This window comes from Kitasatospora sp. NPDC057198, from assembly GCF_042670125.1.
GTDB lineage: Bacteria > Actinomycetota > Actinomycetes > Streptomycetales > Streptomycetaceae > Kitasatospora.
The window spans coordinates 1-13,811 of record NZ_JBHUWH010000189.1 but is presented as its reverse complement, the minus strand read 5'-3'; the positions used below and the strand labels follow the sequence as shown (position 1 = coordinate 13,811).

Genomic DNA, 13,811 nt, shown 5'->3' with positions numbered 1-13,811 from the left:
GGGGGGCTGCGACCCGCGGGGCTGATCGGACTCGGCCGTTACACCGAACTGCGGGGCTGGCGCTACGAGGAGGGCGGCACCGCGGTCCTCGGCGCCGCACTCACCCACGCCCGGATGGACCGCCCCGACTTCGCCGCGCTCATCCCCGCCCTCGCCGACGCCGCCCGCACCGCCGGACCCCCGCAGGTGCGCAACGTCGGCACCCTCGGCGGCAACATCGCCACCGGCGCCCCGGCCGGCGACACCCTCCCGGTGCTCGCCGCCCTGGAGGCCACCGCCACCCTCGCCCGCGCCGGCGCCGTCCGCGAGGTGCCGATCAGCCACCTGCTCACCGGGCTCGACCCGCTGCGCCCCGGCGAACTCCTCACCTGGGTGCGGGTCCCGCTGCTGCACGCCCCCCAGGTCTTCCTGAAGTCCACCGGCCGCAGCGGCCCGGCCCGCGCCGCCGCCTCCGTCGCCCTCGTCCTCGACCCCGCCCGCCGCGGCGTGCGCTGCGCCGTCGGCGCCGTCGCCCCCGTCCCGCTCCGGCCGCTGGAGGCCGAGAACTGGGTGGCCGGCTGCATCGACTGGGACGCCCGCGGCGCCGAGGGAGCGGTCCTGATCGACCCCGCCGCGCTCGCCGCCTTCGGCGAGTACGTGGCCGGGGCGTGCGTCCCCGAGGGCGGGGCGCACGGAGAGGGGGCGGGCGCGGACGCCGCCCGCCTGCGGCGTACCGTGGCGGTGCTGGCCCGCCGGGCACTGGGAAGGGCGCTCAAGTGACGGAAGAACTGCTGAACCACCCCGGGGCGCTCACCGGCGACGTGCGCCCCACCGCCTCGTACACGCTGCGCGTCAACGGCGTCGACCGGCCCGTCACCGACGCCTGGATCGGCGAGAGCCTGCTGTACGTGCTGCGCGAACGGCTCGGCCTGGCCGGCGCCAAGGACGGCTGCGAACAGGGCGAGTGCGGGGCCTGCACCGTCCAGGTCGACGGGCAGCTGGTCAACGGCTGCCTGGTGCCCGCCGCGCTCGCCGCCGACAGCGAGATCGGCACCGTCGAGGGCCTGTCCGGCGCGGGCGGCGCCAGCGACGTCCAGCAGGCGCTCGCCGACTCCGGCGCCGTCCAGTGCGGCTACTGCACCCCCGGCCTCGCCATGGCCGTGCACGACCTGCTGCAGCGCAACCACCGCCCCGGCGAGGTCGAGGCCCGCCAGGCGCTCTGCGGCAACCTGTGCCGCTGCACCGGCTACCGCGGCGCGCTCGCCGCCGTCCAGGCCGTCGCCGACGCCCGCGAAGCCGCCCTGGAGGCCGAACTCGACGCCGCCGAACAGGCCGCCGACCAGGCACCCCCGGCCACCGGCCCCGGCGCCCCGGCCGCCGCCGAACCGCCGCACCCCGACCGGGCCGGCGAACTCCCGCTGTACGCCGACTCCGAACTCTGGCACGAGGCCGACCAGCTGATCCCCGCCCAGCCCCAGGGCGAGACCCCGCGCACCGGCGGCTACGCCTACCCGCCCACCCCGCCGCACGGCACCCCCGTCCCCGCCGACTGGCAGCACGCCCCCGGCTACGACGCCCCGGGCACCGACCTCCGCGGCAGCGACCCCCACGGCACCGCCCCGCACGGCACCGCCCCGCACGGAACCGACCCGTTCGGCACCACCACCTACCGGGACGCCGGCCCCTACGACGACACCGTCTACGCCACCGACGGCTACGGCACCCAGTACCCCGGCTACGACGCCACCCCCGCCCACGGCATCCGCCTCCCCGAGGACGAGAACGCATGACCTCCGCCACCGAGCTCCCGGCGGCCGCCCCCGCGGACCACGAGACCGGCACCACCGGCCTCGGCACCTCCCCGCTGCGCACCGACGCCCTGCCCAAGGCCCTCGGCATCTACCCGTACGCCGCCGACCTGTGGGCCGAGGGGCTGCTCTGGGGCGCCGTGCTGCGCTCCCCGCACCCGCACGCCCGGATCCTCTCGGTGGACACCGCCCCCGCCCTCGCCATCCCCGGCGTGCACGCCGTGGTCACCGCCGCCGACCTGCCCGCGGGCCCCGACGGCACCCCCGACGGCGCCCCCGGCGGACCGGTCACCGCCGACCGCCCGGTGCTCGCCGCCGGCGTCGTGCGCCACCACGGCGAACCCGTCGCCGCCGTCGCCGCCGACCACCCCGACACCGCCCGGCTGGCCGCCGCCGCGATCCTGGTCGAGTACGAGCCGCTGGAACCCGTCACCGACCCCGAGGCCGCCTTCCACGCCCCCCCGCTGCACCCCGACGGCAACCTGCTGCGCCACCTGCCGCTGCGCACCGGTGACCCGGACGCGGTCGGCGAGATCGTCGTCGAGGGCCTCTACCAGGTCGGCCGGCAGGACCCGGCCCCGATCGGCGCCGAAGCCGGCCTCGCCGTGCCCCGCCCCGACGGCGGCGTCGAACTGCACCTGTCCTCCACCGACCCGCACGGCGACCGCGACCGCACCGCCGCCTGCCTCGGCATCGACCCCGACCGGGTCCGCCTCGTCGTCACCGGCGTCCCCGGCGCCACCAGCGACCGCGAGGACCTCTCCTTCCTGGTCACCCTGGCCCTGCTCGCGCTGCGCACCGGACGGCCCGTCAAGATGGCCCTCACCCGCGCCGAGTCCTTCCAGGCCCACCCCACCCGGCACCCCGCCCTGCTCCGCTACCGCCACCACGCCGACGCCGAGGGCCGGCTGGTCAAGGTCGAGGCGCAGATCCTGCTCGACGGCGGCGCCTACGCCGACGTCTCCGCCGAGGCGCTGGCCTCCGCCGTCGCCTTCTCGGTCGGCCCCTACACCTGCCCCAACGTCTTCGTCGACGCCTGGGCGGTGCGCACCAACAACCCGCCGGCCGGCCGGATGCGCGGCGAGGGCGCCCTGCAGACCTGCTTCGCGTACGAGTCGCAGCTCGACCAGCTCGCCAAGCAGCTCGGCGTCGACCCGGTGGAGATCCGCCGCCGCAACGCCATGACCACCGGCGACCCGCTGCCCACCGGCCAGGCCGTCACCTGCCCCGCCCCCGTCGCGGCCCTGCTCGACGCGCTCGACACCACCCCGCTGCCCGCCCTCCCGCTCGACGACCCCGAGGCCGACTGGCTGCTGCCCGGCGGCCCCGGCGGCGCGGGCGACCCCGCCGCGGTGCGGCGCGGCATCGGCTACGCGGTGGGCATGGTGCACATGCTCGGCGCCGAGGGCGAGGACGAGGTCGCCACCGCGACCGTCCGGGTCTCCGGCGACCACGCCACCGTCATCTGCGCCGCCGTCGACTCCGGGCAGGGCTTCGCCACCCTGGCCCGGCAGATCGTCCAGTCGGTGCTCGGCGTCAGCGAGGTGTACATCGCGCCCGTCGACTCCGACCAGTCCGCGGCCGGCCCGTCCGCCCGCGGCCGGCACACCTGGGTCTCCGGCGGCGCCGTCGAGCGGGCCGCGCTGATGGTCCGCCACCAGATGCTCCAGCCGATCGCCGCCGACTTCGGCATGTCCGTCGAACTGCTCACCATCAACGACGGCAAGATCACCTCCTACGACGGCGTGCTCGGCATGCCGGTCGGCGAGGCCCTGGAGGGCCGCGAGCTCTGGGCCACCGCCCAGTGCCGCCCGCACCCCACCGAACCGCTCGACCCCGAGACCGGGCAGGGCGACGCCTTCGTCTCCATCGCGTTCTGCGCGATGCGCGCCGTCGTCGACGTCGACATCGAACTCGGCGCCGTCCGGGTCGTCGACGTCACCGTCGCCCAGGACGTCGGCCGGGCCCTCAACCCCCGGCAGATCGAGGACCGGATCGAGGGCGCCGTGGCCCAGGGCGTCGGACTCGCCCTGCTGGAGAACCTGCGCACCGAGGGCGGCGTCCCCGTCAACGCCTCGCTCACCGGCTACCGGCTCCCCACCGCGCTCGACACCCCCGGCGTCCGGATCGCCGCCCTGCTGGAGGAACGCGACGTGGTCGCCCCGTTCGGCGCCAAGGCCGTCAGCGCGGTGCCCGCCGTGGTCGCCCCCGCCGCGGTCGCCGCCTCCGTCCGGGCCGCCACCGGGCTGCCGGTCGGCCGGCTGCCGATCCCGCCGGAGGACGCGACCGTCCTGGTCTGACGGCGCCCGCTCCGGGCCCGCCGGCGGGTGGCCGGCGGGCCCGCCGCCGGACCCGCCGTCCGCGCGGGGGCCGTCAGTGCAGGTCCTGCACGGTCGAGCGGACGTGCGCCGCCCACGCCGACTGGAACTGCTCCAGGGACTGCCCGGTCGCCGCGGTGATCTGCTGCTCGTACTCCTTCGGCTGGGCGTACTGCGCCGCCACGAACCCGCAGACCTTGGCGTCCCCGTACTTCGACGCCATGTACCGCAGCACGTCGCCGGCCAGCGCGTAGTTCGCGGCGCGCGGCGCGGCCTCGTAGGCGTAGAAGTCGCTCGTGCTGCCGGGCAGCTTCCCGTCGAAGGGGACCTGCTTCAGGACGGCCAGCTCCTGGCGGGCCCGGTCGTCCTTGCCGCGCAGCGCCATGTACTCGGCGAAGCCCTCGGCGACCCAGTCCTGCCGGCGGTCCGGCGCGGTGTACGTCCCGTCCGAGAAGGACAGCGTGGCGACGGTCGCGTGCGCCATCTCGTGCCGGCCGATGTCCGTCACGCCCGCCTGCCACTGCTTGCCCATGAAACGGCCGTCGCTGGTGTCCATCACGATCCGGCTGCTGCCGACCACCGGCCGGCCCGGCTCCGGCTGCGCCGAGGTCGCGGCCCAGACCTGCATGTTGACGCCGGCCTCCAGGCTGTCGTTCGGCTTCCCGTCGCCGTGGTACAGCTTGTTGTAGACCTCCCGGTTCTTCTCCAGCACCACGAAGAAGCCCTTGGCCGCCTCGGTCTTGCCGGTCGACGCCGGCGCGCACTTCTGCCAGGCCGCCAGGTCGTCCTTCCCGGCCTGCGCGAGCAGGTCGATGTCCCGGTTCAGCTCGGCCTCCTGGGCCTTGTCGGACACCGCCACCAGGTGGTCCCGGACCTGCACCGACAGCTCGTCGTACGCGTCCCACGGGGCCGGGTAGTAGCCGTCGTCCATGTTCTTGCCCTGGCCGTCCGTGGGGCCGCTGACCTCGGTGACCACCTCCGCGCCGTCGGCGACCGCCGCCGCCGTGGGGCCCTTCCCGTCCGCCGTCGAGTCGGGGCCCGGCACCTTCCACTCGTACCGCTCGTTGATCGGGAAGTTGTCCACCCCCTTCACCTGGTGCACGAAGTTCATCGACAGCCGCCCGTTCACCACCAGGCCGCTCTCCCAACTGGCCTTCTCCCAGGGGATCTTGACCAGGTTGCGGAACACCTTCCGCTGCTTCTCCCGGGTCGGCCCCGCCGCGAACGGCCTGACGAACGCCTCCTCGTCCTTCGCCGCCAGCGCCTTCGTCAGCCCGTCCGCGACCTTCTGCCACGGCTCGGCCCCGGACTGCAACGGCTCCAGCCGCGGCTGCCGCCCGACCGTGCGCAGCAGCACCACACCGCCCACCGCCGCCCCCAGCAGCAGGACCACCGCCACCCCCAGGCAGGCCAGCTTCCGCCCCACCCCGCCCCGCCGGGGCGGCGGCTGCTGGCCCGGCTGCCCGTAGGGCGCGAACTGCTGCCCCGGATAAGGCTGTTGCGGATACGGCTGCTGACCGTACGCCTGCTGGCCGTAGGCCTGCTGCGGGTACGCCTGCTGCGGGAAAGGCGGCTGCTGGTAGACCGGCGCCGACTGCCCAGGATCGGGCACGCCGGGCTGCGGCGGGTACGTCACGGGATCCCCCCCTGGATGGATGACGCGCCATTCATAGCACAGCGCCCCACCACCCCCACTGGCCGCTTTCCCCGCCCCGGGCCGGGCCGTGTGTGAGCGATACGATCCCCGTGCCGCGTCCCGGGGAGGGGACCGGCACACCGACACAGGGGGGACACGCCCATGAGGAGGGCACTGGCCGGCACGCTGCTGCCGGCACTGCTGCTGACGTTCGCGGGGGCGCCGACGGCGTCGGCGGACCAGGTGCGGGACGGGCAGTGGGTGAACGCCTACTTCGGCATGGACCGGGTGTGGTCGGTCAGCAAGGGCGACGGCGTGATCGTCGCGGTGATCGACAGCGGAGTCGATGCCACGCATCCGGACCTCGCGGGTTCGGTGCTGCCCGGGTACGACCCGGGCGGCCAGGGGCTCAACACGCATCCCACGGACGACCACGGTACTTCGATCTCCGGGATCATCGCGGCGCACGGTCACGGCAGCGGGGACGGGATCGTCGGCATCGCGCCGGGCGCGAGGATCCTTCCTGTCTACAAGGGGAACCCGGACGCCGTCAGCGCGGTCCCGGAGGGCATCAAGTGGGCGGTCGACCACGGTGCCAAGGTCATCAACCTTTCCCTGGGAACCAGTGCGCAGGCAGGTTCCAGGCCCGATCTGACCGGAGCGGTCGCCTACGCGGCGGAGCACGACGTGCTCATCGTGGGGGCGGCGGGCAACGAATCCCTCAAGACCGTGGACAGCCCCGGCAACGAGCCCGGAGTGCTCGCCGTGAGCGCGGTGGACAGAACCGGCGCGGTGTGGCCCAGGGCGAACTCCGGTGCCGAGGTGAAGATCTCCGCTCCCGGTGCGGACATCGTCAATGCCTGCGCGGACGGGAAGTACTGCATCGGCGACGGCACCTCGGAAGCGACCGCGTACGTCTCCGGTGCGGCGGCGTTGGTGCGGGCGAAGTTCCCGGACCTGACGGCGGGGCAGGTGGCGGAGCGGTTGGTCAAGTCGGCGAAGGTGCCGGGCGCGCTACAAGGGGCGAAGCTCCCTGATCCGCGCTACGGGTACGGCATCCTGTCGCCGTACGACGCGCTGACCGCGGACATTCCCGCCGGGCCTCCGCAGGGCCCGCTGGGCGGTCCTTACGCGAAGGCGTCGAGCGGCGGTGAGGTCACTCCCGCCGCCACCCCGAGCGCGGGAACCGCCCCCAAGGGCGGGGGAGCCGGGGCTGCGAGTGCCGGGTCCGGCCTGCACGAAATGGCCAAGGACGACGGTCCCGGAGCCGGCCTGCTCGTCGTGGCGGGCGGGGGCGCCGTGCTCTTGCTGCTGCTGGTCCTCCTGGTCGTGGTGCTGGTCTCCAGGAGCCGGCGCCGTGCACGCTTCGCTCCTCCTGCCCCGGGGCCGTACCCGCCGGGCCAGGGCTGGCCGCCCGTGCAACAGCAGCCGCCGTACTACGGGCCGCCGCAGCAGCAGACGCCTTATCAGCAGCCTCATCAGGGCGGCGGTTGGCAGTAGGCCGCGGTTCGGTGAAATGTAGCGGTCCCGTCACAGGGCGTTGTGGTGGGACGGATAGCGGACGATACGATCGGGGCCGTCCTGCGGACCGGGGGCGTTGCCAGGGCGAGCGGGCGTTGACTGACGGGGTGTTTGATGAGGCTGACCAGGCTGGCGGCGGCGCTCGGTGCGACCGCGCTGACGGCGGGCACGTTGTTCGCGGGGGCGCCGACGGCGTCGGCGGACCAGGTGCGGGACGGGCAGTGGGCCAACGTCTACTTCGACCTGGACAAGGTGTGGTCGGTCAGCAAGGGCGACGGCGTGATCGTCGCGGTGATCGACAGCGGGATCGACGCGAACCACCCGGACCTGGCAGGTTCCCTGCTGCCCGGGTACGACCCGGAGGATCAGGGCAGGGAGCTCAAGCCGACCGACGAGCACGGGACGGGCATGGCGAGCCTGATCGCGGGCCACGGCCACGGTGGTGACGGGGGCGTGGTCGGCCTCGCGCCCGGGGTGAAGATCCTGCCGGTCTACCGGGGCGACGGCGGTGCCATGCAGGAAGGCATCAAGTGGGCGGTCGACCACGGCGCCAAGGTCATCAACATCTCCCAGGTCACCACGGTGAGCGGCCCGGCCGACTTCGCGGACGCGGTGGCCTACGCCCTCCAGCACAAGGTGCTGGTTGTGGCGGGCACGGGCAACGACGCAGGTCCGGTCCGTACGCCGGCGAACACCCCCGGAGTGCTGGCGGTCGGTGCGGTGGACAAGAACCAGAAGATCTGGTCGAAGTCGAACTACGGCCCCGAAGTCCTGCTGACGGCACCGGGCGTGGACATCGTGACGGCCGCGCCCACGAGCACGGGGCCCTGCAGCAACTCGTACTGCATCGCCAGCGGCACTTCGGACGCCACCGCGTACGTTTCTGCTGCGGCGGCGTTGGTGTTCGCCAAGTACCCGGACCTGACACCCGGCCAGGTGGCTGAGCGGCTGGTGAAGACGGCTGCTGCTCCGGCCGGCGTCTCCCAACTGCCGGACCTCCGTTACGGCTACGGCGTCGTGCGGCCGTACGAGGCCCTGACCGCGAACGTTCCGGCCGGGTCGGCCCAGGGGCCGTTGGCCGCCGCCGGTGCTGCTGCCGGTGCGGGGGCGACTCCGTCCGCGACCGTCGAGACGCCGGGTGGGCCGGGCGGCGGTGGTGCTGCCGGCTCGGACGGGTTGTCCTCCCCGGAAGCGGTGACCGGCATCAAGCAGTCATCGTCGAAGTCGTCCCTGCCGTTGATCGTGGGCGTTGCCGGCGCTCTGGTGGTGGTGCTCGTCGTGGTCGTCGTGATCGCGGCGGCGAACAGCCGGAAGCGACGCCGCACGTCGGGGCCGCAGCCCCTGGTCGGCGTTCCGGGACCGTACCCGCCGGGCCAGGGCTGGCCGCCCGTGCAACAGCAGCAGCCGTACTACGGGCCGCCCGTGCAACAGCAGCAGCCGTACTACGGGCCGCCGCAACAGCAGACGCCTTATCAGCAGCCTCATCAGGGCGGCGGTTGGCAGTAGGCCGCGGTTCGGTGAAATGTAGCGGCCTCGTCACAGGGCGTTGTGGTGGGACGGATAGCGGACGATACGATCGGGGCCGTCCTGCGGACCGGGGGCGTTGCCGGGGCGAGCGGGCGTTGACTGACGGGGTGTTTGATGAGGCTGACCAGGCTGGCGGCGGCGCTCGGTGCGACCGCGCTGACGGCGGGCACGTTGTTCGCGGGGGCGCCGACGGCGTCGGCGGACCAGGTGCGGGACGCGGAGTGGCAGAACACCTACTTCGGCATGGACAAGGCGTGGTCGGTCAGCAAGGGCGACGGGGTGATCGTCGCGCTGATCGACTCCGGTGTCGACGCCTCGCACCCGGACCTCGCGGGTTCGGTCCTGCCCGGGTACGACCGGAGCGGTAGCGACAAGAACACCAAGCCCACCGATTCTCACGGGACGGGCATGGCGAGCCTCATCGCCGGCCACGGCCACGGTGCCGGGGCCGCGGAAGGGATCATGGGGATCGCGCCGGGGGCGAAGATCCTGCCGATCTACAAGGGCACGGCTAGCAAGGCCGACATGGTTCCGGAAGGCATCAGGTGGGCGGTCGACCACAACGCCAAGGTCATCAACGTTTCGCTGGCCGACGCGGGCAGGCCGGGGAGCGACGCGAAGCTGACCGAGGCGGTGGCTTACGCGGCACAGCACGACGTGCTGATCGTCGCGGGCTCGGGGAACGACGGAACCGCGGTTGCCAGTCCGGCGAACGAGCCGGGCGTGCTCGCGGTCGGTGCCACCGACAAGGCGGGGACGGTCTGGGCGAGGTCGAACTACGGTTCGTCGCTGTTGGTGACGGCGCCGGGCACGGACATCGTCGGGGCCGGCGAGTGCTCCGGCAACCAGTACTGCATCGCTGACGGGACGTCGAACTCGACCGCGCTGGTCTCGGGTGCGGCGGCGCTGGTGCGGGCGAAGTTCCCGGACCTGACGGCGGGGCAGGTGGCGGAGCGACTGGTCAAGTCGGCGAAGGTGCCGGCCGCTCTGCAAGGGGCGAAGCTTCCCGATCAGCACTACGGCTACGGGATCCTGTCGCCGTACGACGCGCTGACCAAGGACATTCCCGTCGGCCCTCCGCAGGGCCCGCTGGGCGGTCCTTACGCGAAGTCGTCGGCCGGGGGCGGCGGAGCCACTCCCGCAGCCACCTCGGGAGCCGGGACAGGTTCCGGAGACAGCGGGGTCGGAACGGGGAGCGGGGATCCCGGGCTTCAGGAGATGGCCAAGGACGACGGTCCCGGAGCCGGTCTGCTCGTCGTGGCGGGCGGGGGCGCCGTGGTCTTGCTGCTGCTGGTCCTCCTGGTCGTGGTGCTGGTCTCCAGGAGCTGGCGCCGTGCACGCTTCGTCCCTCCCGTCCCGCAGCCGTACCCGCCGGGCCAGGGCTGGCCGCCCGTGCAACAGCAGCCGCCGTACTACGGGCCGCCGCAGCAGCAGACGCCTTATCAGCAGCCCCATCAGGGCGGCGGTTGGCAGTAGGTCATGGTTCGGTGAAATGTAGCGGTCCCGTCACAGGACGCTGTAGTGGGACGGATAGCGGACGATACGATCGGGACCGTCCCGCGTTCCGGGGGCACTGCTAGGGCGAACGGGCTGTCGACTGACGGGGTGTTTGATGAGGCTGACCAGGCTGGCGGCCGCGCTCGGCGCGGTCGCGCTGACGGCGGGCACGCTGTTCGCGGGGGCGCCTGCGGCGTCGGCGGACCAGGTGCGGGACGCGGAGTGGGAGATCTCCTACTTCAACTACGACAAGGTGTGGTCGGTCAGCAAGGGTGACGGGGTGATCGTCGCGGTGATCGACTCCGGTGTCGACGCCACGCATCCGGACATCGCGGGGTCGGTGCTGCCCGGGTACGACCAGAGCGAAAAGGGCGAGAACACCAAGCCCACCGTGCCGCACGGGACGTCGATGGCGAGTCACATCGTCGGGCACGGCCACGGTGACGGGGTGGGAGTCATCGGCATCGCGCCGGGGGCGAAGGTCCTGCCGGTCTACAAGGACTCGCCGGACGGCGCGGACGCCGTTCCCTCCGGCATCAAGTGGGCGGTCGAGCACGGTGCCAAGGTCATCAACCTCTCGGTGGGCCGACTCGGCAAGCCGAAGTCGGACCGGGACCTGACCGAAGCGGTGGCGTACGCGGCGCAGCACGACGTGCTGATCGTCGGGGCCACCGGGAACGACGGAGTGGAAGGGGTGCACACTCCGGGGAACGAGCCGGGTGTGCTCGCGGTCGGTGCCACCGAAAAGACGGGCAAAATCTGGGCGAGTTCGAACTACGGATCCCAGGTGCTGATTTCGGCGCCGGGCGTGGGCATCGTCGGTGCGACTCCCGGAGGTCAGTACGGCATCGGTGACGGGACGTCCGATTCGACCGCGTTCGTCTCTGGTACGGCGGCGCTGGTACGGGCGAAGTTCCCGAACCTGACGGCCGGACAGGTGGCGGAGCGGTTGGTCAAGTCGGCGAAGGTGCCGGCGTCCCTGCAGGGGGCGAAGCTCCCCGATCCGCACTACGGCTACGGGGTCCTGTCCCCGTACGACGCGTTGACCAAGGACATTCCCGCAGGGCCCGCGCAAGGACCGTTGGGCGGTCCTTACGCGGAGGCGTCCAAAGGGAGTGGTGGGGCCACTTCCGCTGCCACATCGGGAACCGGAGCCGGTACTGGGGGCGATGGGACCGGGTCGACGAGTGCGGGTTCCGGACTGGACGGGATCGCCCAGAGCGACGGGCCCGGAGCCGGTCTCCTCATCGCCGCTGCCGGCGCTGTCGTCGTGGTGCTGATCGTGATCGTGATCATCGTCCTGGCGGCGAAGAAGCGTCGCCGCCCGGCGGTTGTCCCGATGCAGGGACAGCCCCCGTACGGGGCGCCGCCGAACTGGCCGGGGGGCCAGCCGCCCGGCTACCCGCAGCAGTACGGGGGACAGGCCCCGCCGCCCGGCTACCCGCCGCAGCCGAACTCCTACCAGAACCCGTACGGTTCGGACGGTGGCCAGTCCCGGCGCTGACGGCGTATGGGTGTGCGTACCACACAAGCGATACGATCGAATGCTCCAACCGGCGTGCCCACAGCGCTGGTTGGCGGGGCAATCGAACGGGGAACCATCCACACACTCCAGGGGGAGGAGAAGGCCGAATGGCCGACGGCTACCGCGTCAATACGGATGAGCTGGAGGCGGTCGTCAGACGACTGCGGATCATCCAGCAGAACACGGCTCAGACAGCTGAGAAGAGCGCCCACGGCACTGAGGTCGCCGCGTCCGATTTCGGGTCCAACTTCAGCCATGCCAGGAACCTTCACGAGGCTCACTCCGGGATGCAGGACTGGCTGACCGACACCATCAACAAGCTGAACAAGCTGATCAGTGACTTCGGGGACAAGGCGCACACGGTCACCAACGCCTACAAGAGCCAGGAAGCGAACAACTCGGCGGAGATGCTCAAGTACAGGCAGGAGTTGAGCTGACATGACGCAGCGTTTCCCGGAGTATGCGGACCAGGCCCTGATCCCGCTCAAGGCGATGCTCTCGCACGCGCGGCCGGACAACCTCAAGAAGGCCGCCGAGCACTGGAGTACGACCAGCTCGGATCTGAGGGCTGCTGCCGACGACCTTCGGCAGGCAGTGGAGCACGCGGTGGCCAACTGGGAAGGAGCGGCAGCGGACGGTTTCGTCGCCAAGGCCGGACAGATCCAGCAGAGCCTGCAGAACACGGCCGAGCATGCACTCAGCACCTCGTACGCCATGGAGACCGCCTCCAGTGCCCTGCAGGAGGCCAAGGCACACATGGACAAGATCGAGGTCCCGAGTCACCTCAGCAGCGGCTGGAAGTACGTCACCGACCTGGGCGACCGTTCCGACGCGCAGTTCAAGGCGGACCTGGCCAGCGGCATGGACCGGATCACCGCGGTCAACAAGAACAGCCACGAGCTCTCCGCGACCGAGATCCAGCACCAGTACGCCATCGGCACGATGGAGTACCTAGCTCCGTACTACGAAGAGGCCGCCAAGGCGATGCCGACGCCTGCTTACGACTCGGACGACAATCTGAGGCCCTTCCCCGACCCCCCGCACAACCCGGTGAGCCCCATCGGCCCGCCCCCCGTCGCCAAGCCGCCGGCCATGCTCCCGCCCTCGCTGCCGACGCAGCCCGGACAGACGCTGCCGGGACAGACGCTCCCGGGGATCACGCAGCCGGGGCAGCCTGGGCACCCGGGTGTGCCGGTGCTTCCTCCCACGTCGACGCTGCCCGCGCCGGGGCACCTGCCGCCGGTGCACTCGCCGGGGACGGGGATCGACGGGCTCGACCCGCTGCCGCCGGTGACGCCGCCGACGGGGTCCGGGGGCGGCTGGACCGGTGGGGTGGGCACGTTGCCGGGCGGTGGTTCCGGGGCCGGCGGGGCCGGTGGTGGCGGGATCGGTGGTGGTGGTGCGTACCTGCCGGGGATGGGTGGTGGCGGGTACGTGACCGGTGGTGGCGGTCTCGGCGGGGCCGGCCGGGTGACCGGTAGCGGGCTGACCGGCGGGACCGGCGGGGCCGGTGGCGGCCGGGCGGCCGGTGGTTCGGGTGCCGCGGGTGCGGCGGGCCGGGGTGCCGGTGCGGCCGGTGCCGCGGGTGCCGGTGGCGCGGGTGCGGCCGGTGGCCGCGGGGCCATGGGTGCCGGCGGGATGGGCGGCATGCACGGCGGTGCCGGTGGTGGCGCGCGCGGTGGTGCCGGTGGCAAGAGCGGCAGCAGCGGCCTGGTGCGCAAGGCCGGCGGCACGGTGGGCGGGTCCAAGGCCGGCGGTGCCGGCGGCCGGGCGTTCACCGAGGGCGGGTCGGGCATCGGGAAGGGGCGTGCCGGGCAGGCGGGCGCGGCCGGGATGCACGGCGGCACCGGTGGCGCCGGCAGCAAGAAGAAGAACCAGGGGAACCGCCCCGACTACCTGGTCGAGGACGAGGACACCTGGCGCGGTGGCGAGGCGAACCCCGGCGTCATCGAGTAGGTGCGCGGACGGGGTGCCCGGCGGGCGCCGGCGGTGGTCCTGAG

10 protein-coding genes are annotated in these 13,811 nt (G+C 73.0%); 9 read left to right on the top strand and 1 reads right to left on the bottom strand.

What is annotated here, in order from left to right; all coding sequences use genetic code 11:
* From ACFUEL_RS21360 to ACFUEL_RS21350, 3 genes are all read left to right on the top strand, one after another.
* Positions 1 to 759, top strand: a 759-nt coding sequence (locus tag ACFUEL_RS21360; RefSeq protein ID WP_380238037.1) for an FAD binding domain-containing protein, incomplete at its 5' end; no start/stop codon positions are given.
* Positions 756 to 1,769 carry a (2Fe-2S)-binding protein gene (locus ACFUEL_RS21355; protein ID WP_380238036.1) on the top strand — a complete coding sequence of 338 codons (1,014 nt, stop codon included), beginning with the start codon at positions 756 to 758 and terminating at the stop codon, positions 1,767 to 1,769. The genes ACFUEL_RS21360 and ACFUEL_RS21355, both read left to right, overlap by 4 nt.
* Positions 1,766 to 4,087: a xanthine dehydrogenase family protein molybdopterin-binding subunit gene (locus ACFUEL_RS21350; protein WP_380238034.1), complete on the top strand. Its 2,322-nt coding sequence runs from the start codon at positions 1,766 to 1,768 to the stop codon at positions 4,085 to 4,087. Before ACFUEL_RS21355 ends, ACFUEL_RS21350 begins: the two co-directional genes overlap by 4 nt.
* Before the next feature lie 73 nt (positions 4,088 to 4,160).
* On the opposite strand, the gene ACFUEL_RS21345 is transcribed toward ACFUEL_RS21350, so the two are convergent.
* Positions 4,161 to 5,741 (bottom strand): hypothetical protein, encoded by a 1,581-nt coding sequence (locus ACFUEL_RS21345; RefSeq protein WP_380238032.1) that lies wholly within the window; start codon positions 5,739 to 5,741, stop codon positions 4,161 to 4,163.
* A gap of 162 nt (positions 5,742 to 5,903) precedes the next feature.
* Between ACFUEL_RS21345 and ACFUEL_RS21340 the strand changes: the two genes are divergently transcribed.
* The 6 genes from ACFUEL_RS21340 (at position 5,904) to ACFUEL_RS21315 (ending at position 13,767) form a co-directional block, all read left to right on the top strand.
* A complete protein-coding gene (locus ACFUEL_RS21340; RefSeq protein WP_380238030.1) occupies positions 5,904 to 7,241 on the top strand; it encodes a S8 family serine peptidase in 1,338 nt (445 codons plus the stop codon).
* A 228-nt stretch (positions 7,242 to 7,469) separates the two neighbouring features.
* The gene (locus ACFUEL_RS21335) at positions 7,470 to 8,768 is read left to right on the top strand and encodes a S8 family serine peptidase (protein WP_380238028.1); all 1,299 of its coding nucleotides are present in this window, start codon (positions 7,470 to 7,472) and stop codon (positions 8,766 to 8,768) included.
* A gap of 135 nt (positions 8,769 to 8,903) precedes the next feature.
* Entirely contained in the window at positions 8,904 to 10,265 is a 1,362-nt protein-coding gene (locus ACFUEL_RS21330) for a S8 family serine peptidase (RefSeq protein ID WP_380238027.1), read from the top strand.
* 136 nt (positions 10,266 to 10,401) lie between these two features.
* Entirely contained in the window at positions 10,402 to 11,790 is a 1,389-nt protein-coding gene (locus tag ACFUEL_RS21325) for a S8 family serine peptidase (protein ID WP_380238026.1), read from the top strand.
* A 128-nt stretch (positions 11,791 to 11,918) separates the two neighbouring features.
* Positions 11,919 to 12,248: a hypothetical protein gene (locus ACFUEL_RS21320; RefSeq protein WP_380238025.1), complete on the top strand. Its 330-nt coding sequence runs from the start codon at positions 11,919 to 11,921 to the stop codon at positions 12,246 to 12,248.
* Position 12,249: 1 nt separating this feature from the next.
* On the top strand, positions 12,250 to 13,767 hold the full coding sequence (locus ACFUEL_RS21315; protein ID WP_380238024.1) for a PPE domain-containing protein: 1,518 nt from the start codon (positions 12,250 to 12,252) through the stop codon (positions 13,765 to 13,767).
* The last annotated feature ends 44 nt before the right edge of the window (positions 13,768 to 13,811 follow it).